Source organism: Streptomyces sp. NPDC044044, from assembly GCF_056434405.1.
Genome location: NZ_JBWKFG010000007.1, coordinates 497932 through 518357 on the forward strand (window position 1 = coordinate 497932; position 20426 = coordinate 518357).

Here is a 20426-nt window from a genome sequence, read left to right on the forward strand (position 1 = left end):
GATTCCTCTCCAGCTACCGGGAGCTGATGGACGTACCCGGCTTCTGGCGGCTCGCTGCGATCGGCATGGCATCGAAACTGCCGCCCAGCATGGTCGGCCTCAGCGTGCTGCTCCTGATCGGCCGGGATCACTCGTACGGAACCGCGGGCCTTGCGGTGAGCGGTTTGGCGGTCGGCCAAGGTGTCACCGCTCCCCTGCGCGGACGCCTCATGGACCGCCATGCGCCCCGTCCGGTCCTGCTGGGCTGTCTTGTCCCGTACCTGACGGCCACTCTGGCGCTGATTCTGGTGGCGCGCGGGGGCGGGCCCGTCGCCGCGATCCTGGCGCTCACCACGGCCATGGGCGCGTGCACCCCGCCGGTCGCCGTCATGATGCGTTCGGTCTGGCACCGCACCACGGACAGCTCGGCGAAGAATGCCACCGACAATCCCTCGGGCAACGGAACGCTGGCCACCGCGATGGCTCTCGACTCGTCGATGATGGGTGCCGCGCTGATCACCGGCCCTGTGCTCGCCAGTTGGCTGAGCCTCTCGGTCTCGCCGGTCGTGCCGTTCGTGGTCGTGGCGCTGCTCATGGCCGCCGCCGTCGGCATGCTGGTCGACTCTCCGAGGCCGCCGCCGCGCTCCGCTCGGTCCGGGCACTGGCTCGGCCCGCTGGCATCCGCTCCCCTTCGGCGCCTGCTGGCCGCGGACGCACTCTTCGTCATGGCGGTGACCGGGGTGGACGTGATCCTGCCCATCTACGCACGGGAGTACCACGCGGCCCACTTGACCGGCCTTTACCTGGGGGTTCTGTCCGTCGGCAGCGTTCTGGGCAGCCTCGCCCTGGGCGCCGTACCGAATCTTCTGTCCCGCGGACCCAAGATCTCCCTGCTGCTCTGCGTGTTCGCGGCAGGGACCGGTGCGCTGACGCCTGCCACGGGAGTGTCGCCGCATGCGGTCCTTCTGCTCTGTCCGCTGGCCGGGCTGGTGATCGGCTGCACCTTCGCGACGCTGCGCACCACCGGCGGCGACCTAGCCCCTGACGGGCGCGTCACGGAGACGATGTCGTGGCTGAGCAGCCTCGACATGGTCGGCGGTGCGATGGGTGCGGCAGTGTTCGCACCCATCGCGGCGGACGCGGGGAGCAGGACGGCTCTGCTGCTGGTACCGGCGGTCGCCTTGCTCGCCGCGGTGATCGGCTGGAGCACGCGGGCGTGGAACCGCGACGGCTCTGCGTGCCGATGACCATCTAAGCGCGCCGCATCAATATGCGTAGTGCGTCGCATCAAAATGTCGTTCCCGTGAACCGAGCGTCGCCCTCGTGTCGCGCGGGCAGAATCGCGAGACTGGACAGACCGGACAGAGCCGACGGGAAAGACGGGAAAGGGGACAGCGATGGAGAGGGACCGGCATGCCCACGTCCTGAGTGACACCGGCGACGAAGCCGCGCGCCACTACGAGCAGGCGCTGGACGCGTTGTTGTTCTTCCGTGGAGAGGTTGCCGACGAGGCGCAGGCCATGGTGGCCGCGTCCCCCGATTCCGCGATGGCGCACGTCTTCGGCGCGTATCTCGGGCTTCTCGGCACCGAGGCGAAGGACGCGGCCGAGGCCCGGCGGTCCTTCAGCGCCTTCCGGGGCACGGTCGATCTTGACGGGCTCTCACCGCGCGAGAAGATGCACGCGGCGGCGGCCGAGGCGTGGCTGGACGGGGACATGCTGCGCGCAGGCGACATCCTCGGCGAGATCAGCACCGAGTTCCCTCGCGACGCCCTCGCTCTCGCCGTCGGTCACCAGATCGACTTCTTCACGGGCGACGCGCAGCGGCTGCGCGACCGGGTCGGCGGCGCGCTCTCCGCGTGGGACAGTGACGACCCGCACTTCGGCCCGTTGCTGGGGATGTACGCCTTCGGGCTCGAAGAGGCCGGGCACTACGGCCACGCCGAGGAGATCGGGCTGCGGGCCGTCGAGCGTCATCCGCGGGATGTGTGGGGCATCCATGCGGTCGTCCACACGTACGAGATGCGCGGGCTGTTCGACCAAGGGATCCGCTATCTGGACGCGCGGACCGAGGACTGGGTCGTCGGCAACTACCTTTCCGTGCACAACGCGTGGCACTACGCCCTGTACGCGCTGGAGGCGGGGAGCATCGAGCGGGTCCTCGGCGTCTACGACGGCACCCTCCACAACGAGGCGTCGCAGGCGATCGCCATGGAGCTCTTGGACGCCTCCGCCCTGTTGTGGCGGCTGCTCCTCGCCGACATCGACGTCGAGCCCCGTTGGGCGGCGCTCGCCGAGGCGTGGGCCGGGCGTGAGGTCGGCGCCTATTACGCCTTCAACGACGTCCATGCCGTGATGGCGTACACGGGGGCCGGGCGCCTCTCCGATGCAGAGCGGCTGGTGAAGGACCGCGAGCAATGGCTCGCCCGGACCGACCCCGCGGTGTCGAACCACGCGATGACGCGCGAGGTCGGGATCCCGGTGTGCCGCGCTCTCATCGCCTACCGGCAGCGGCAGTACGCCCGCGTGGTCGACTTGCTGGCCCCGATCCGCTACCACCTCAATTCCTTCGGCGGCAGCCACGCCCAGCGCGACGCCATCCAGCGCACGCTGGTGGAGGCGGCCATCCGCTCCGGCCGGCACGACCTGGCGCGCACCTTGCTCAGTGAGCGCATCAATCTGCGTCCCATCTGCCCCTACAACTGGCGGGCCCGTGCCCGGTTGGCCGACCAACTCGGAGACGCTGCTGAAGCTGCGGCGGCGCGCGACCGCGCCGAGGGGCAGGCCGCTGTGGGTGCCGCTGCTCTAGGCGGCTGAGTACCGCTGGGCTCACTCTCCCCTCTCCCCTCTCCGGTCTCCGCTCCCCTCGTTCCCTCCGCCCCGCTTCCGACCCCCCGGTCCCCCTCAAGAGTGGCCGCGTTATCCACAGTCTCGGTGCTGTACACAGATTCAGGTCGCCCCCTTCCGGCTCAACCGGCCTGCGCCGTAACGTAATTGAGGCGGGACACCATCGCCCTGACGGCGGTTTCGTGTCCACGTGGATCGGGGGATTCAGGTGTCGGGGGCAAGCCATCCTGGGCTGCGTCGCAGGGCATCGGGCCGCACAAGCATCGCGCCGCACAAAGGCGCCCCCTGTTCCCCAGAGAGCGACGGATCGTAAGAGCGAAAGAGCGGAGCAGTCCTGCCATGAACCAGCCTCGGATCCTGACCGTCCGGCCCGAACCGGGCGAGTACGCGTGGACGTTCGGTGGCGCGCCGCCCGTGGCGCGGATCGCTCCGGGCACGGTTCTCGACCTGTACACGGAGGACTGTTTCGCGGGGAACGTGCGCTCCGAGAAGGACCTGGTGTCCGAGGTCTGCCAATTCCCGTTCCTGAATCCGCAGACCGGGCCCTTCCATGTCGAGGGCGCTGAGCCGGGCGACACCGTCGCCGTGCACTTCGTGTCGATCGAACCGGCCCGCGACTGGGCGGCGTCCACCACAGTCCCCCTCTTCGGGGCGCTCACCTCCACCCACACCACCGCATCGCTCCAGCCGCCGCTGCCCGAGACGGTGTGGATATGGCAGCTCGACCGGGACCGGCGCACCGCGCAATTCAGCGCGCGGGACGGTGACTTCGAGATCGCGCTGCCGATGGATCCGATGCACGGCACGGTCGGCGTCGCACCAGCCAATCTGGAGGTGCGCTCGGCACTCGTGCCCGACGCCCACGGCGGCAACATGGACACTCCCGAGATGCGGGCCGGGGTCACCTGCTACCTCGGGGTGAATGTGGAGGGCGCACTCCTCAGTCTGGGCGACGGACACGCACGGCAGGGCGAGGGAGAGACCTGCGGAGTCGCCGTCGAATGCGCCATGAACACAGTCGTGATCGTCGAACTTTTGAAGGGGATCCCCACGCCCTGGCCGCGACTGGAGTCCGACACCCACATCATCTCCACCGGCTCGGCGCGCCCCCTTGAGGACGCCTTCCGAATATCCCAACTCGACCTCGTGCAATGGCTGGTGCGCGACTACGGCTTCAGCGAGCTCGACGCCTACCAGTTCGCGACGCAGACCGTCGAGTCGCCGCTCGCCAATGTCTGCGACACCAACTACACGTGCGTGGCAAAGATCCGCAAGGAGTGGCTGCCCGCGCGTGAAACTCACCGGGGGCTGCACGCGCGGCTGCGCGCGACGGCCAAGGTGCTGCCCCACTGAAAGAGCCCAGCTGTTCCCCCCACCGAGAGGTAGGCCGGCCATGGATCGAGCAAGACGGCATCCCAGCAGGCGCAGACTGTTGCAAGGAGCGGCTCTGGCCGCCCTCCCTGCCGCGCTCCTCCCCGCCACCCGCGCCACGGCTCACACTCGGGCGGTCGACTACCCGCTCGCCGAGTGGGTTCCGGCAAGCACCTCCAACTACACCGCCGCCAACCGCCCCAGCACGTACCCCGTCGACTACGTGATCGTCCACGTCACCCAGGAGACCTACGCCGACACCCTGGCCATCTTCCAGAACTCGGCGAAGAAGGTCTCGTCCCACTACGTGGTGCGCTCCGATGACGGCCACATCGCCCAGTGCGTCCGCGAACGCAACGTCGGCTGGCACGCGGGCAACTGGAACTACAACACTCGCAGCATCGGCATCGAGCACGAAGGATGGGTGGATCAGCCCGAATATTTCACCGACGCGATGTACGAGCAGTCCGCCCTGCTGACCTCGGCCATCTGCGATACGTACGGCATTCCCAAGGACCGCAAACACATCATCGGGCACGTCGAAGTGCCCGGGACCGACCACACCGATCCGGGGCCGCACTGGGACTGGACGCGCTACATCCGCCTGGTCAACTCCGCCTGACATCAGCCACCTGATGCTGTGGCGCCTGCCGGGGCGCTTGTCGGGTCACGCTCGCGGGGCGACGATGGCAGCACCGCATCGCCGTCCCGGGAGGCCGAGTTGACCGAACCATGGGTGGCCCTGGATTCCGGCGCCGATCCTGCCGAGCGGGTGCGGGTGCTGCGGCGCGCCCATGAGAGGTTCACCGAGGCCGGGACCGTGACGCGGCCGGTGCGTTCCGTCGTGGCCGACTCGTGGCGGCGTTCGGCGCGAGCCAGGGTCAGCCCCGAGGACACCGGCGCGACGGTGGAGCTCACCGACGGGGATCTCGGCGCGTATCGGGCCGAGCATCCGCTGGCGGGGGTGATGCCGCTGTTCCGTGAGCTGATGGGCACGTTCGCGATGGACGGTGAGCATCTTCTCGCGGTGTGCGACGCGCACGGCAGGCTGCTCTGGGTCGAGGGGCACTCCGCGACCCGGCAGAAGGCGGGGCAGATGAACTTCGTGCCGGGTGCCCGGTGGGCGGAGTCCGCGATGGGGACGAACGCTCCGGGCACGGCGGTGGCGTTGGATCGGCCGGTGCAGGTGTTCGCCGCCGAGCACTTCATCCGGCGCGTCCAGCCCTGGACGTGCGCGGCGGCTCCGGTGCACGATCCGCGGACGGGGCGGCTGCTCGGGGCGGTGGACATCACCGGGGGCGACGGTCTCGCGCATCCGCACAGCCTGGCTTTCGTGCAGGCGGTCGCCCGTGCGGCGGAGTCCCAACTGGCTCTGCTGTCGCCGCCGGTGGAGAGCGGGGACACGGTGGTTCTCACCGCGCTCGGCCGCGACGAGGCACTGCTGCTGACCGGTGGTCGCAAGGTGCGGCTGAGCCGCAGGCACAGCGAGATCATCGTCCTGCTCGCCCGCCACCCGGAGGGGCTGACCGGCGACGAGCTGCTGTGCGCGCTGTACGAGGACGAGTCGGTGACGCCGGTGACGCTGCGGGCCGAACTGGCGCGGCTGCGACGGCTTCTGGGTCCGGAGCTGCTGAGGTCGCGCCCGTATCGGCTCGCGGTGCCGGTCGATTCGGATGTCGACGCCGTCGAGCGACGGCTCGGTTCCGGGGCGGTCACCGCGGCAGTAGGCGCGTACGCGGGTCCGCTCCTGCCCGCCTCTCAGGCACCTGCCGTGGCGCGGCTGCGGCGCAGGCTCGCCGATCAGCTGCGGGCGGCGCTCATCGCGCGCCGCGATCCCGATCTCCTGGCCGACTGGGCGCACGCCCCGTGGGGCGAGGACGATCTGCCGGTGTGGCGCGCGCTGGCCCAGGTGCGCCCGGCCCCGCCGGTGCTGGCCCGCCTGCGCGAGCTGGACGCGGAGCTGACCGGCGCCCGAACCAGCCGCACAGAAGCGGACCTGACGTAGACGACCAGCCACCGGCCGACTCCCGCAACGTACCTGCAACGTCCGCGCTCCTAGTCTCCCGGCGAGAGCTGCCCAACGGCGGGCAGCCTTCCCCGGGAGGCCACCAAGATGACCCGTTATGCAGCGCCCGGCACGGACGGCGCAGTTGTCTCCTACCAGTCCCGCTACGACCACTTCATCGGCGGCGAGTACGTCCCGCCCGCCCGCGGCCAGTACTTCGAGAACCCGAGCCCGATCGACGGGCAGCCGTTCACCGAGATCGCCCGCGGCACGGCCGAGGACGTGGAGCGCGCACTGGATGCGGCGCACGCCGCCGCGCCCGCCTGGGGCCGCACATCCGTGACCGAACGCGCAGACGTCCTACGGAAGATCGCCGACCGTATGGAGGCGAACCTCGAAAGCCTCGCGGTGGCCGAGAGCTGGGAGAACGGCAAGCCGGTCCGCGAGACGCTGGCCGCCGACATCCCGCTCGCCATCGACCACTTCCGCTACTTCGCGGGGGTCATCCGAGCGCAGGAAGGGTCGCTGAGCGAGGTGGACGAGGACACCATCGCGTACCACTTCCACGAGCCGCTGGGCGTCGTCGCGCAGATCATCCCGTGGAACTTCCCCATCCTGATGGCGACATGGAAGCTCGCGCCGGCCCTCGCAGCGGGCAACGCGGTCGTCCTCAAGCCCGCCGAACAGACCCCGGCCTCCATCCACTACTGGTTGAGTCTGGTGTCCGACCTGCTGCCGCCGGGTGTCGTCAACATCCTCAACGGCTTCGGCGTAGAGGCGGGCAAGCCCCTCGCCTCCAGCCCGCGCGTCGCGAAGGTCGCCTTCACCGGCGAGACCACGACAGGGCGGCTGATCATGCAGTACGCCTCGGAGAACATCAAGCCGGTGACGCTGGAGCTGGGCGGGAAGTCGCCGAACATCTTCTTCGACGACGTGTGGGCCGCCAACGACGACTTCCGCGACAAGGCGCTGGAGGGCTTCACGATGTTCGCCCTCAACAACGGCGAGGTCTGTACCTGCCCGTCGCGTGCCCTCGTCCAGCGGGGCCACTACAGCGAGTTCATGGAAGCGGCGGTCGCCCGCACGGAGCAGATCGTGGCGGGGCACCCGCTGGACACCGACACGATGATCGGCGCCCAGGCCTCCAACGACCAGCTGGAGAAGATCCTCTCGTACCTGGACATCGGCCAGCAGGAGGGCGCCAAGGTTCTGACGGGCGGTCAGCGCATCACGTACGACGGCGAAATGGCCGGTGGCTACTACGTCCAGCCGACGATCTTCGAGGGCGACAACCGCATGCGGATCTTCCAGGAGGAGATCTTCGGCCCGGTCGTCTCGGTCGCGTCGTTCAGCGACTTCGACGACGCCATCAAGACCGCCAACGACACGCTGTACGGCCTGGGCGCCGGAGTGTGGACGCGCGACATGAACACCGCCTACCGGGCGGGCCGTGCGATCCAGGCGGGCCGGGTCTGGACGAACTGCTACCACGCGTATCCCGCGCACGCGGCGTTCGGCGGCTACAAGCAGTCCGGGATCGGGCGCGAGACGCACAAGATGATGCTGGAGCACTATCAGCAGACCAAGAACCTCCTGGTGTCGTACTCACCGAAGAAGCTCGGCTTCTTCTAGAGGCGCGAAAAAAGGCGCCTGACCTGCGCTTTTGCCGGTCAGGCGCCTTCCGCTCGGCCCGCTCAGAGGAGGGCCCGATTTACGTCGTAACTCCCATTTTCTCCCACCGCCATCCCACTCCTGACCAGCTCTTCCGGTCTATTTCCGGTCCAAGTCCCGACTCACCCCGCAGGCGCCGAGCCCTGGCTGACGCGGTCCCACTCCTGCATGGACTGCTCAATCAGCCGGTTGGCCTGCTCCCTGATGCCATCCAGGAACTTGGCGTAGTGCCGGAAGAGGACCTCGATGCTCTGGCCCGCGCGGCGAGCGCATTCGGCCGGGTCCACACCGGAGTACAGCCAGAACGAGATCCCGGCGTGTCGGAGATCTTAGGGCCACTTGGCCAGCCCGGGGGCGAGCTCCGTGCGGGTCAGGACATGCTTCCGTGCACGCGCCCACGTAATGCCATACGCAGACCCGTCCACGTAGTTGCCGGCCTGGTTCCGGAACACCCGACCGTCCGGCGCCACGCCGAACCGTCTGATACGCGAGCGCAGGATGAGCACGAACTGCGGCGGGATAGGCACCGGCCGGGTCGCGGTAGCCGCACGGCGCTTGAGCGAGTGCACCTCGTGCACCGCGCCGTCGTCCGTCCACTCCTTGCCCGCGGTGATGACGCCGCCCGACAGGTTGAGCATCCCCCATCTGGTCTGGGGCAGGTGGCACTGTTCGAGCCGGAGGTGAATGACCTCCGCCGGCCGCATGGCCGCGTAGTACATGCAGCCGAAGAACGCCTTCAGGTGAGGGCCGCGCCCGCGCTGCTGAGTAACCGCCGCAAGCAGCCGGGAGACTTGGGCCGGATTGGGGACGGCAGCCGGGTCGACCTCCTCGCTGACCGCCGGAGCGTTCCACCTGAGCCCGTTGAGGGGCTTTTCCGCGAAGTAACCTTTCTCCACTGCGGTGTTGAGCACTTCGTTCAACGGGGCGCCAACGCTCGATCACGACGGTAGCCCCGTTTGCAGCAGGTCCCTCCCCGAACAGTCGGACCGCGCAGACACAGAGACACAGCGCCATGGAAAGCGCGCCATAGTCGCGCGTCTCCTCCGCAGTCCACGCTTCAGAACGCCGAGCACCGAGCACCGAGCACCGAGCACCGAGCACCGAGCACCGAGCACCGAGAGGATGGGAGTAGTGAAGCGAGCGCATCGGAGAGCGGGATTCGACAGACGGGCCTCCTTAGAACGGGTTTTGGCAGCGAGACCGAGCAGGGCGGGAGTACGGGCCCCCAAGGCGTCCGGCTTGCATGCCGGTCGCCCCAAAGCCCACACCCCTTCACTGACCTGGTGTTTTCCGGGACGTTGTACGTTGACATGGTCTCGGAGGGGCTTCCAGCCCTTTGGGGTTCTTTCTCGTCTGCCGTGGGCGGATCTTCCCTTCGACGGCGAAGCCAGTCGCTCAGTCATCCATTCGAGGCGGTTGGCAGCGAACCCAGCCGTTTCGGTTCTCCGACAGTGAATCTAGTCGTGAGGGGTGAGCAGGCTGGGGGGTGTTGTATGGCCATACCAGCTGGGGCGACACCGAACAGCTCCGCCTGGCCCTGCGCGACTACCGCGAGACGGCCGAGCGACTTTGCGGATCTGACAGCCCGACAGACGGAGCGGGGGTGCCAGGAAGTTCGGTTCCTGGCACCCCGCTCCGGGTGCGAAGCCGCGGGACGCTGGGCCGCCGCGGCGCGTCCGTTCACCCGGCCCGCAAAGAATCCGGCGAAGCGCCATGGTCTGCACCCCGGCGGCCCTACCGTGTACAGAACGCGGCGCTTCTCGTGCCGGGGCGGTACCAAAGGGGGCTGGGCCATGTCCAAGGAAGAGTCCCCGCAGCGGTCAGCCCGGCCGCGCCGCCGCCCGATGGCGGTGGCGGTCGCCGTCGGCCTGGTGGTCGGCGCCGTGGGAGGCCTCGCCGCCCACCTGTGGTGGCCCGGCGAGAACGGCGAGTCCGAGCCATCCACCGCCGCACCGGCCGGTTCCCGGGCCGAGCCCGTCCGCTCCGCGATGCTGGCCCAGCGGCGGGTCGGTGTCGACGTCCAAGCCCGCGAGCTCGGTGCCCCCGACTCGTTCCACGGCCAGGCCCGCCTCGACCTGGTCGACGCCGGCACCGCGAAGGCAGCGACCCATGTCGCCTACGACGGGGGCGAGGGCCACCCCTGGTATCCGCCGGAGGTGGTGCTGATCGGCAACCGCGCCACCATCACGCCCCACGAGGCGATGGCCGGACCCGGATCCGGCCCGGACGGCGAATACCGCACCGAGCCCGACGCGGCCGCGGCAGCCAAGGACGACGCCGCCCTCCACGCCGCCCTGGAGACCCGCTGGCTGGCCCAGCCCGCCCACATCGAGGCGCTCCTCGACGGCGCCACCGGCGTGCGCACCGAACAGGAAGGCGGCACCCGCACCCTCACCGGCAGCACCCCGCTGCGCGCCCTGGCCGCCGACCCGGCCGTCGGCGCCCTCTACCTCCCCTACGCGACCGACCGCCCCGGCAGCACCGTCCGCTTCACCCTGGTCGTCACCGCGCGCGACCTGCCCAAGAGCCTGAAGACCCGGGTGCCTTCGGCGGCCGACACGGCAAGCGGCGACGAGTCCTTCCAGGTGAAGTATCGCGACTGGGCCGAAGGCGAGCCGATCACCGCCCGCCCCGGTCGCACACCCGCACCCCAGTGGACCGCCACCGACTGAGGCGGGCCGACTTGTGCGGCCGCGGGCCGCACGAGCACATGACGCTCGGCACCCTGCAGTTCGGTGCCGACCTGTGCATGCGCTTCGGTGAACTGGGGGCCTACCACGTCGACCTGCCGCTGTCCGGGTCCATGGCGTGGCACCAGGGACGCCTCGATCCGATCCTGGCCACCGTGCACGAAGCCGCCGTCTTCCAGCCTGGCCGCAACACAGTGCTGGACCAGGGGAGCGGCGACTGCCGACTTCTCGCGGTCAAGATCGAACGCCCCGAACTGGAGCTCCAGTTGGAGCGAGTCCTCGGCACCCCGATCCGGTTGCCTCTTCGACTGAAACCCGCCATGGACATTTCTCACGGCCCCGGGCGCAGCTGGGCCCAACTGGTCCGGATGGCGGCGGAAGATGCGCAGACGTCCCAGGGGCTCATCGGTCAGGAGCTGGTCGCCGAGCGGCTGCACGAGGCAGTGGTGATCGGACTGCTGCTGGCGGCTGATCATCCCTACCGTGAACAACTGGCGCGGCCAGTCCCGCCCAGCCGTCCTGCCCCGGTCAAGCGCGCCATCGACGCCATGGAGGCGCACCCGGAGCATCCGTTCACCGTCACGGCCCTTGCCGAGATCTCAGGGGTGGGCATCCGACAACTGCAGCAGGGGTCCCGCCAGCACGTGGGGATGCCCCCCATGGACTACCTGCGCCGGATACGGCTGACCCGTGCCCATAAGGAACTGCGCTCAAAGGAACCGGGTCAGGTGACCATCACCGATGTCGCCTACCGCTGGGGCTTCACCCACCGCAGCAGGTTCGCCGTCGCCTACCGTCAACGCTACGGCGTGACGCCCTCGGCCACCCTGCACAAGACGCAGTCTTAAGGAGGCCATGGCGGGTGACGCCGCCGCCCGGTAGTCGTGCGGCCGGTGGTTGGTTCCCCGATCTCGCCCTCCAGCATCGCGACGAACTGCGCGTTCGACGCAGCCGACGGCTCCCCCGCCAGCCCGCTCCCCCGGCGGACGCGCGCCCAAGCGTCTCGCTCATCTGGCGTCTCTCCTCGGATCGGCAGGTCCGCCGTTGATCGGACACTCCTGCCGCTCCGTCGCGCACAGGTTCCCGCGGGGCATCAGCCGGATCCGCCCAGCACGGTCTTCCCCACCCGGGTCGCCACCTGCAGGTTGAGCCGGTCCTCGACATTCGGATCCTCCCGGCGCACCGACTCCTCGTCGACGGAGTCGAGTTGAGGCTGGTGGCGGTGGCATTCGAGGGCACGAGAAAGCGGGCGGGGGTACTGATGTGGTGAACGCCCAACGGGCGGCGTCCGTTTCGGACGCCGCCCGTTACGTCACTGACCGGGGGCTACTTGACGTTGACGCCGGTCCAGGCAGCGGCCACGCGCTTGTACTCGGCGGAATTCGCGCCGTACAGGTCCTTCGCAGCGCTCAACGTGCCCTTACGGGCCGCCTTGTAGTCGGTGGTCGACGTGAAGTACGTCGTCAGGGCCTTGAACCAGATCTTCTCGGCCTTGCCGCGTCCGATGCCCAGCACCTTGGAGCCGTCGGCGGTCGGCGAGTTGTACTGGACGCCATTGATCCGCTTCTTGCCGCTGCCCTCGGACAGCAGGTAGAAGAAGTGGTTGGCGATGCCGGAGGAGTAGTGGACGTCGACATTGCCCGCGTTGGCGTTCCACTTGTCCAGGGACTGGCCGTCCTTGCTCGGCTTGTCCATGTAACGCAGCGGGGAGCCATCGCCGTTGATGTCGATCTTCTCGCCGATGAGGTAGTCGCCGACGTCCTTGGGGTTCTTGGCCTTGAACTCCACGGCAGTGGCGAAGATGTCGGAGGTGGCCTCGTTGAGGCCGCCGGACTCGCCGCTGTACTCCATGTTGCCGGTCGCCGAGGTGACACCGTGCGTCATCTCGTGGGCCGCGACGTCGATCGAGGTGAGGGGCTTCTTGTCGCCCTCGCCGTCGCCGTACGTCATGCAGAAGCAGCTGTCGTCCCAGAACGCGTTCACGTAGCCGTTGCCGTAGTGGACGCGGGAGGTCGCGCCCTTGCCGTCGCCGTTGATGCCCTTGCGGCCGTGCACGGACTTGTAGTAGTCCCAGGTGAGCTGGGCGCCGTAGGCCGCGTCGACGGCGGCGGTCTGCGCGCTCGAAGGCTTGCCGTTGCCCCAGACGTCGTTGGCGTCCTTGAAGAGCGTGCCGCCGCCGCTCTCCGCGTGCTTCAGGTCGAAGGTGCGGTGGCCGCCTCGGGCCTTGTCTGTCAGCTCGTAGCCGCTCGTGCCCTTCTTGGAGCCGACCGTAACCTTGCCGCTGTACTGGCTGTTGCCGGTGCCGTTCTCGATGGCCTGGTACTGGTACAGCTTCTTCCCGCTCGCGGCGTCCGTGATGACGTGGAGCCTGCTGGGCGTGCCGTCCTTCTGCACGCCGGTGACAACGGTCTCGTACGCGAGGACGGGCTCGCCGGAGGCGGCCCAGATCACCTTGCGCGGGGCCTGCGCGTCGGCCTTGGCGGTCTTCGCCTTCGCGGCGGTCGACTCGGCGGACTTGGCGACGGAGGACCTGCCCAGCTCGGCGTCGGTGGAGGCGACCTTCACGGTGGCCTCGGTCGCCTTGGTGACGCCCTTCAGTTCGCCGCTCTTGGCGGTGTGCACGACGAGGTCGCCGCCGAGGACGGGAAGGCCGTCGTAGGTGCGCTCGTAGCGGGTGTGCGTGGTGCCGTCGGCGTCCTTGATGACGTCACGGACGACGAGCTTCTCCTTGGCACCGAGGCCGATCCGCCCGGCGGTCGCCGATCTCTCGACGCTCGCGTCCTGGAGGAGGTCCGCGCGGGCCGACACCGAGAGGGCGACGGGAGAGCCGGACGGCCCGGTCTCCTTGTCCGGCTGGGCGGAGGCGCCGGTGGTCAGTCCGGCGGTGAGCAGCGCTCCGGCGGCCACGGCGGTGGCGATCGCGAGCGTCGAACGCTTACGGGATATATCAGAGATCACGCGGGCTCCATCTGTGGGGGCCCGGGAGGCATGGAGGGCCGCCCGGAGCAGAAAAAGACGCGATGCGGGTGTGCAGCGTGTTGCTGTACGTGCAGCGTGTTGCGGGGGAGCGTGTCACTTCAACCAGGTACATGTCAGTCTTTTGGCTGGATGTTGGCCAGAAACAGTCCGATGAACGATGGTCGACATACGCAATGCGAACAGATCATGAACGCGGTCGGCATCGGCAACGCGCCAGCCACGCTGCAGAGTTGATTACCCGCGGCGGTGATGTACCTCGGTGAGGCGGAGCCTCTGTGCGGGGTGAGAATTACGGGGCAAGCCACCCGTCAACACTTGATGTAGCCCGTGCCCTGCGCAGTCCTGTCCTGCACCTTCAGCTTCCAGGTGCCATTGGCGGCTCGGACGAGGCGTTGACCGTGCAGGTCTCCTTGACGTTGACCGTGGGGTCCGAACTGCTGGTCCGCTTCAGCGGATAGACCGTGCCGTCGGTGACCTCCAGGTCGACTTGGAGGACGTCCACGCGACAGCCCGCTGCCGAACAGCGCGCACGACGAAGCCCCCCGTCTGCTCGGCGGGGGGGGGGCTTCGTCGTGCGCGCGGTCAGCCCACGCTGACCAACCGGGCCTTGCTCGGCACCCCGGCCGAGTTGAGCGCGAACAGCAGATAGCTGCCGGGCAGCGCCACCCCGGGGTCGGAGGGGACGTTGAGGGTGTACGACGTCGCGCTGTTGCGGGTGAAGGTGAGGGGTACGCGCCGCTGGTCGTTGTCCGTGGAGTGGGTCGCGGCGCCCGCCCGTACCAGGGCGAACGAGGTGACCGCCGAGTCAGTGGTCACGGGGACGGTCGCCCCGTTGGCCACGTGGGCGGGCACGGTACCGGTGATGACGGGCCGGGTGCGCTCGGTGCCGTCGGCGTTGAGCAGGTAGGGCGGCGTGAAGACGGCCCCGTCGGCGTGGTTGGTGGCGCAGTCGCCGCACAGGCCGCCGCCCCCGGAGAAGATGCGCCCGTCGGGCAGCAGGTTGGCCACGCTGTGGTAGTTGCGCGGCACGGCCATACTCGCCATGCGGGTGAACTGCCCCGTCGCCGGGTCCCATACCTCCGGTGTGAGCGAGGAGGTCGCGTCACTGAACGGCACCGGGTAGGACTGCCCGCCGAACACGGCGACCTTGCCGTCCGGCATGACCACGCTGTTGCTGAAGGAACGGGCGAAGTCCATGTCGCCGGTACGCGCGGCCACCGGGGTTCCGCCCCCGTTGAGGTCGACGGTGTACGCGCGTCGGGTGGCCGTCGTGTTCTCGTAGGTGGTCGCACCGCCGAGCGTGAGGAGTTTGCCGATGTCGTACGCGACGGCGTTGCCGTTCATCGCGTCCGCGCTGTCGGCCCGCGTTCCGGCGGCGGTGACGGAGCCGTCCCCCTGGGTGGAGATCCAGTTCATCTGCTTGCTCGGCCCCAGCTGGAGGACCCGGCCGCCCGAAGTCGCGTGCAGCCACTGGTGGTTGTCGGCCCGGTAGGGGCCCGCCGGGTCGGCTGTCATGGTGTTGGTCACCGGCACGCCGGGCAGCCCCCGCCAGCTGCCGGTGGACGGCGACCAGACCTCGCCGTTCTTGCCGCCCTGGCCGCCGCTCCAGGAGCCGCCGAGGACGAAGGCGTCGCCGTTGGAGAGCAGGGTCATGGCCTGGTAGCCACGGGCGATGTTCATGTCGCTGGTCGCCGACCAGGCGTCGGTGGCCGGGTCGTAGATACTGGCCCGTTCGGCGTTGCTGCCGCCGGTGACCAGCACCCGGCCGTCCTTCAGGACCGCGATGCCGGGGCAGAACATGTCGTGCCGGGTGTTGTCGACCCGTCGTTGGGTGACGGCTCCGGTGCCGAGATCCATGATCGCGGTCTGGGTGTAGCCGTTGCTTCCCCCGAAGCGGTCGACGCCGTACGCGGACCAGGCGAGCAGCTTGTTGTTCGGCAGCAGGGCGGTGGCCACGGGAACCAGCGGGAATCCGGTGACCCGGCCCCAGGAGCCGGCGGTCGCCGGGTTCGCCGGAGTGCTGAGACGGAGCTCCGCCGCCGAGGACCACGGCCCGCGCCCGCCCGCCTCCGTGGTGGCCGTCAGGCGTACGTAACGCGCGCTGACCATGCGGGAGAAGGAGGCCCCCTTGACGGTGTCGTCGTCCTTCCAGGTGCCGCTCGCGACGGGTGCCCCGAACGTGGTGCCGTCCGTGCTGGTCGTGACGGTGTAGGCGCCGACCCGGCCGTTGGCTCCGGACCTGCGCGGCTGGTAGGTGAGAGCCGAGACGTCGCGGGTGCTCTTCATGTCGATGGTGATGCTGTGCGGCAGGGGTACGGCGGTACCGGAGTACCGGCTGTGCCAGAGGGTGTCCGGATCGCCGTCGAGGACGTTGGCAGCGGCGTTCGCCGAGGCGCTCACCTCCTCGTCGCTCGCCGCCGCCGTCCACCCGGTCCGCGGCAGGTCGACCACGGAGGCGGGTGAGCCGGGGTCGCCGAGGAGGTTGATCTCGGCCGCGGACGACCAGGGGCCGCGGTTGCCGGCCTCGCTCGTCGCGGTGAGTCGCACGTAGCGGGCGCCCTGCGCGGCGAAGCTCAGGGTCTTGGCGGTCGTGTCGTCGCCGAGGGTGCCGGAGGCGACGGCGGAACCCCAACTCGTACCGTTGGCGCTCAGGTGGATGACATACGAACCCACCCGGCCGTTGGCGCTGTTGGTGCGCGGCTGGTAGACGAGTGCGGATACGACAGCCGTCCGGTGCATGTCGACGGTGAGGGTGTGCGGCAGCGGCGCGGCGGTGCCGCTCCACTTGCTGTGCCAGATGGTGGCGGTGCTGCCATCGAGCACGTTGACGGCGCGTCCGTTCTCGGACGCGGTCTCCTCATCACTCGCGGACACGGTCCAGCTGTCCCTGGGCAGGACGGGGGCGGTGGGTTCCATGGCGTCGGCCGGCACCACGGGCTCGTGCGGGGCCGCCATCGGGTGCCGGGGATCGGGAGCTCCGGCGGCGCCGGATGCGGCGGCCGCGACGACCGGGCTGATGCCGGTCAACGGAAGCAGCGCGGCAACGACGGCGGCGAGCGCGAAGGCTATGAGGCCGGTGGATCTGAGTCTGGCGTGCGGAAAGGATGTGAACAGACGGGTCAGCATGAAGTCCCCCCGGGATGCGCGACAGGTGCGCAGATGAGGGCATGACCATGCCAATAGGGTGCAGGGATGTAAAGGGCGTTCTCCCGCCAATCGGCTGATCTCCGCAGCCGCGCGGCGAGCGGGTGCACCCCTCGCCGCATTCACCGTCGTGCGCCGCCGTCCATCGAGGCGCCGCGCATGCTGACGGAAGCGCACAGGCTGACGCGCACTGATACCTCATCAGTAGGGGACACACACATAGGTGTCGTGCCCACAGCACTCCAAATGCGCTTGTGGAGGCAGAGGTTCATCGGAACCCAGCAGGTCGCGGGCGTCCACGCGGCTCGGCGGGTCGCAGGCCGATCGCGGGCCCGGCGCGGCCGCCGCTTGGACCGCCATGACCAGGGCAGTCATGGGCACGGCAAGGCCCCGAGCGCGGTGACGGGCATTCTCGGCCGGCGCCGACCCAACGGTTGTTCCGGCACCGGTCGCCACGTCACGGGGCGTGTTCCCTGCTCGACTCTCGACGGGAGAAGACCGTGACCGTATTACGCCTTCGAAGACGCAGTCACTCACGGGGCGGACCATCGCCCCGCGCGGCAGGCTTCCTGCTGGCCCTGTCCCTCATAGGTGTCGTCCTGGTGGCTCCCCCACAGGCGCGGGCGGACACCACCTTCTCAACGAAGATCGACTTCGGCACCGCCACCACCGTGCCGGTGAGCAGCTACGCACTCGACTACGGGCAGGCTTTCGGCGCCCGTTCCGGCGCCAACCAGGGCACCGGCCTCACCTACGGCTGGGTGGGGCTGACCAACACCACCCCGCTCGACCTGACGGGCAACGGCCGGGACAGAGGCACCGCCGAGCCCGACCGGCTCCTCGCCACCCTCGTGCACATGCAGCTGCCCGCCTCGTCGGCCGGCGTGAAGACCCCGGGCCGGTGGGAGATCGCCGTGCCCAACGGCACCTACACGGTGACGGTCGCCGTGGGCGACGCCACGAGCGTGGACAGCTCCCACGCACTCCAGGTCGAGAACCAGAACGCGGTCGACGGGTTCGTCCCCACGTCCACCACCAAGTACCAGACCAGGACGGTTCAACCGACCGTGGCGGACGGCCGATTGACGATCAGTCCGCTCGGGGGCAGCAACACGAAGATCGCGTACGTGACCATCGCCCCGCTCGCCGACTCCGCCGTTCACCCGGAGGTCAGGACGGTGAACCCGGCGAACACGGCGACCGGCGCGGCACCGACCGGCAGCGTTGTGGCGGACCTCCGCCTGGTGGGCCCCGGCGTCGACGCCGCGACCCTCACCGCCAGCACGGTCACCCTCAAGGAGTCGGCGACCGAGACCACCGTGCCCGCCCACGTGATCACCAGCGGCGGCGGCGACGTCATCAACCTGTCGCCGACGACGGGACTCAAGGCGAACACCCGCTACCGCTTCACGGTCACCAGCGGCGCCCGGGACCTGGACGGGCGGACCTTCACACCATGGAGCTCGGTGTTCACCACCGGGGCGGGCACCGGCACCGGCACCATCGCCTTCGACAAGGTGGCCACGTCGGCGACGGGTAGAAGTTTCGCCTCCGTGGTGAAGGGCCCGGACGGCAAGCTGTACGCGTCCACGCTCGACGGATACATCGTGCGGTACGCCATCGCCGCCGACGGCACCCTGAGCGGGGCGGAGACGATCTCGACCGTGCGCACGGACGCGACGGCCCGCGGTCTGCCCGGAGCGCCCAACCGCTCCGTCATCGGGATGGCGTTCGACCCCTCCTCCACGGCGGCCGCCCCGGTCCTGTGGATCACCTCCAACACCATGTACGCCGGAGGCACCCCGAACGAGCCGGACTGGTCGAGCAGCATCGCCAGGCTGAGCGGTCCAGGGCTCGGCACGTACACCGAGGTGATCAGCCGTCTGCCCCGGTCCGTGAAGGACCACGAGACCAACTCCCTGGCCTTCGGCCCTGACGGCGCCCTCTACGTGACGCAGGGCGCCAACAACGCCATGGGCGCCGCCGACCCGACGTGGGGCAACCGCCCCGAGCACCTGCTCAACGCCGCCGTGCTGCGCCTCGACCCGGCCAAGCTCCCGGCGTCCGGTGCCGTCGACGTGCGGACCGAGAGCCCGGGAACATACGACCCGTTCGCCGCCAACGCACCACTGACCCTCTACGCGACGGGCGTACGCAACGCCTACGACTTGGTTTGGCACACCAACGGCCACCTCTACACACCCACCAACGGGTCCGCGGCCGGGGGCAACACGCCCGCCACGCCCACACCGCTGCCCGCCGCCTGCTCCCGCCGGATCGACGCGGCGACGGCCGGGGCCTACACGGGTCCGACCGTGCCGGGAATCACGTCCAATCCCGTGGCGGAGACCGACTATGTCTTCGACGTGAAGAAGAACCGCTACTACGGGCACCCGAACCCGGCGCGCTGCGAGTGGGTGCTGGCCGGGGGCAATCCCACGTCGGGCACGAGTCCCTTCGAGGTCACCGGCTACCCCGTGGGCACCCAGCCAGACCGCAACCTGGACGCGGCCGGCATGTACGACGCCGGGCTGCACGCCTCCGCCAATGGGGTCGTCGAGTACCGCGGCAACGCCTTCGGCGGCACGCTCAAGGGCAAGCTCCTCGTGGTCCGTTACAGCAGCGGCCAGGACATCGAGGTGTTCGGCGTCGACGCGCAGGGGAAGCTGTCGGCGCCCACGACGGGCATCACCGGGTTCACCGGATTCCAGCAGCCGCTGGACGTCACGGAGGACACGGCCAAGGGCACCCTGTACGTCACGGAACTGGGCGCTTCGAAGATCACCCTGCTCAGGCCCAGGGTGTGACGCCGAGAGGCGAGTCGGCCGGGCACTGACCCGGCACACGTGGGGCTGCCATATGCGTGTCCGGCGCATGTGGCACTCGCGGGCGGCACGGGCCGCGCGCCACGATCCGGGCCGGGCGCGGACCAACTCGGCTCCACAGCAAGTGATTCCGCTCTTTGCCGCAGGTCAAGAGCGAGTTCCGGTGTGTACCACCAGCAGACGAAGAACATTCTTACCTGGTTCAGCCCCAAGAAGCTTGGCTTCTTCCAGAGCCTGAAGTCGGGTCGCCTGGGGTCATCGTTGGGATACCGGGCTCGAACCACTGGAGCCCTATCCAGTGACAGGCCGCATAAAACAGGTGGCCGAGCGCGCATTGCCTGTGGAACTCGCCGAGTGCACAAGGTTCTTCGAGGCCCGCACCGGAGCACCCGCCCGGTTCGTGGAACTCGGGCAGGTCGCCCCGATGGATTCCGAGCGCACCGCGCTGCTGCTCGCAGTGGCCAGGGAGGTCATCACATCTGGGTAGGTCCGATGAGTTTCTCGTGCATGCCCGGTGGAGCGCTGGGCACAAGGTGGCAGCGAGACAGGGTCAAGCAACCGCCGAACACGCGGTCTGCCGGGACTCCACCCAGCCCAGGTCTGGCAGCGGACGGAGTGCTGCAGGTCGGACGAAGAAAAGCCTGCACGCACGAAAATACTTGATAGATCGGAATTGTAATGATCATTCTTGGCGTCATCCTGCTCCTCCTCGGGCTGCTGGTCGGAGTCTCGTTGCTGACGACGGTCGGAGGGATACTCGTCGTGGTCGGAGCGCTTCTGTGGGTCCTCGGCGCGACCGGACGCACGATCGGTGGACGCAAGCACTACTTCTAATAGCCGGACATACGTGCGCACTCGCCGTGTGGACGCACAGCCACAGACTGACCCAGCACCGCCACGCCCGGGCGGACTCCGC

Annotated in this window: 15 protein-coding genes and 1 pseudogene; 11 read left to right on the top strand and 5 right to left on the bottom strand. The window is 69.2% G+C overall.

All coding sequences use genetic code 11. The features are described from left to right. Window positions 1-107: 107 nt before the first annotated feature. The 6 genes and pseudogenes from AC07AG_RS27810 to exaC all read left to right on the top strand — a co-directional run. Window positions 108-1226 (top strand): annotated as a pseudogene (locus tag AC07AG_RS27810) (MFS transporter); the annotation flags it as partial. 150 nt (window positions 1227-1376) lie between these two features. After that, window positions 1377-2795: a tetratricopeptide repeat protein gene (locus AC07AG_RS27815; protein WP_478758666.1), complete on the top strand. Its 1419-nt coding sequence runs from the start codon at window positions 1377-1379 to the stop codon at window positions 2793-2795. Window positions 2796-3164: 369 nt separating this feature from the next. After that, window positions 3165-4178, top strand: a complete 1014-nt coding sequence (locus tag AC07AG_RS27820) for an acetamidase/formamidase family protein (RefSeq protein ID WP_478758668.1) — start codon at window positions 3165-3167, stop codon at window positions 4176-4178. Window positions 4179-4218: 40 nt separating this feature from the next. Next, a complete protein-coding gene (locus AC07AG_RS27825) occupies window positions 4219-4818 on the top strand; it encodes an N-acetylmuramoyl-L-alanine amidase (RefSeq protein WP_478758670.1) in 600 nt (199 codons plus the stop codon). A gap of 99 nt (window positions 4819-4917) precedes the next feature. Further along, on the top strand, window positions 4918-6201 hold the full coding sequence (locus tag AC07AG_RS27830; RefSeq protein WP_478758672.1) for a GAF domain-containing protein: 1284 nt from the start codon (window positions 4918-4920) through the stop codon (window positions 6199-6201). A 108-nt stretch (window positions 6202-6309) separates the two neighbouring features. Beyond that, window positions 6310-7833: an acetaldehyde dehydrogenase ExaC gene (gene exaC / locus AC07AG_RS27835; RefSeq protein WP_478758673.1), complete on the top strand. Its 1524-nt coding sequence runs from the start codon at window positions 6310-6312 to the stop codon at window positions 7831-7833. 161 nt (window positions 7834-7994) lie between these two features. Here the strand turns inward: exaC and AC07AG_RS27840 are convergent, their stop codons facing one another. Together AC07AG_RS27840 and AC07AG_RS27845 are read right to left on the bottom strand one after the other, a co-directional pair. Then, on the bottom strand, window positions 7995-8159 hold the full coding sequence (locus tag AC07AG_RS27840) for an integrase (RefSeq protein WP_478758675.1): 165 nt from the start codon (window positions 8157-8159) through the stop codon (window positions 7995-7997). A 42-nt stretch (window positions 8160-8201) separates the two neighbouring features. Next, window positions 8202-8792 (bottom strand): hypothetical protein, encoded by a 591-nt coding sequence (locus AC07AG_RS27845; protein WP_478758676.1) that lies wholly within the window; start codon window positions 8790-8792, stop codon window positions 8202-8204. 873 nt (window positions 8793-9665) lie between these two features. Here AC07AG_RS27845 and AC07AG_RS27850 point away from each other — a divergent pair. Both AC07AG_RS27850 and AC07AG_RS27855 read left to right on the top strand, forming a co-directional pair. Beyond that, window positions 9666-10544, top strand: a complete 879-nt coding sequence (locus AC07AG_RS27850) for a hypothetical protein (RefSeq protein ID WP_478758678.1) — start codon at window positions 9666-9668, stop codon at window positions 10542-10544. A gap of 38 nt (window positions 10545-10582) precedes the next feature. Continuing rightward, window positions 10583-11410: a helix-turn-helix transcriptional regulator gene (locus AC07AG_RS27855; protein ID WP_478758679.1), complete on the top strand. Its 828-nt coding sequence runs from the start codon at window positions 10583-10585 to the stop codon at window positions 11408-11410. A 478-nt stretch (window positions 11411-11888) separates the two neighbouring features. On the opposite strand, the gene AC07AG_RS27860 is transcribed toward AC07AG_RS27855, so the two are convergent. The 3 genes from AC07AG_RS27860 to AC07AG_RS27870 form a co-directional block, all read right to left on the bottom strand. Beyond that, window positions 11889-13520 carry a M4 family metallopeptidase gene (locus AC07AG_RS27860; RefSeq protein WP_478758681.1) on the bottom strand — a complete coding sequence of 544 codons (1632 nt, stop codon included), beginning with the start codon at window positions 13518-13520 and terminating at the stop codon, window positions 11889-11891. A gap of 376 nt (window positions 13521-13896) precedes the next feature. Then, on the bottom strand, window positions 13897-14043 hold the full coding sequence (locus tag AC07AG_RS27865; RefSeq protein ID WP_478758683.1) for a hypothetical protein: 147 nt from the start codon (window positions 14041-14043) through the stop codon (window positions 13897-13899). Between the two features lie 80 nt (window positions 14044-14123). Further along, window positions 14124-16667 (bottom strand): discoidin domain-containing protein, encoded by a 2544-nt coding sequence (locus AC07AG_RS27870; protein WP_478758685.1) that lies wholly within the window; start codon window positions 16665-16667, stop codon window positions 14124-14126. Window positions 16668-17185: 518 nt separating this feature from the next. Here AC07AG_RS27870 and AC07AG_RS27875 point away from each other — a divergent pair. From AC07AG_RS27875 to AC07AG_RS27885, 3 genes are all read left to right on the top strand, one after another. Further along, complete coding sequence (locus AC07AG_RS27875) at window positions 17186-19492, top strand: PQQ-dependent sugar dehydrogenase (RefSeq protein ID WP_478758687.1); 2307 nt, start codon at window positions 17186-17188, stop codon at window positions 19490-19492. Window positions 19493-19808: 316 nt separating this feature from the next. Continuing rightward, the gene (locus tag AC07AG_RS27880; RefSeq protein ID WP_478758689.1) at window positions 19809-19997 is read left to right on the top strand and encodes a hypothetical protein; all 189 of its coding nucleotides are present in this window, start codon (window positions 19809-19811) and stop codon (window positions 19995-19997) included. A 191-nt stretch (window positions 19998-20188) separates the two neighbouring features. Continuing rightward, window positions 20189-20344, top strand: a complete 156-nt coding sequence (locus AC07AG_RS27885) for a hypothetical protein (protein ID WP_478758691.1) — start codon at window positions 20189-20191, stop codon at window positions 20342-20344. Window positions 20345-20426 lie beyond the last annotated feature (82 nt).

What these genes read in the sequence shown, in the direction of transcription:
- AC07AG_RS27815 (WP_478758666.1), top strand. Translation starts at nt 1,377, where the DNA reads ATGGAGAGGGACCGGCATGCCCACGTCCTGAGTGACACCGGCGACGAA.
- AC07AG_RS27820 (WP_478758668.1), top strand. Translation starts at nt 3,165, where the DNA reads ATGAACCAGCCTCGGATCCTGACCGTCCGGCCCGAACCGGGCGAGTAC.
- AC07AG_RS27825 (WP_478758670.1), top strand. Translation starts at nt 4,219, where the DNA reads ATGGATCGAGCAAGACGGCATCCCAGCAGGCGCAGACTGTTGCAAGGA.
- exaC (WP_478758673.1), top strand. Translation starts at nt 6,310, where the DNA reads ATGACCCGTTATGCAGCGCCCGGCACGGACGGCGCAGTTGTCTCCTAC.
- AC07AG_RS27850 (WP_478758678.1), top strand. Translation starts at nt 9,666, where the DNA reads ATGTCCAAGGAAGAGTCCCCGCAGCGGTCAGCCCGGCCGCGCCGCCGC.
- AC07AG_RS27855 (WP_478758679.1), top strand. Translation starts at nt 10,583, where the DNA reads ATGACGCTCGGCACCCTGCAGTTCGGTGCCGACCTGTGCATGCGCTTC.
- AC07AG_RS27870 (WP_478758685.1), bottom strand. Translation starts at nt 16,667, where the DNA reads ATGCTGACCCGTCTGTTCACATCCTTTCCGCACGCCAGACTCAGATCC.
- AC07AG_RS27885 (WP_478758691.1), top strand. Translation starts at nt 20,189, where the DNA reads ATGATCATTCTTGGCGTCATCCTGCTCCTCCTCGGGCTGCTGGTCGGA.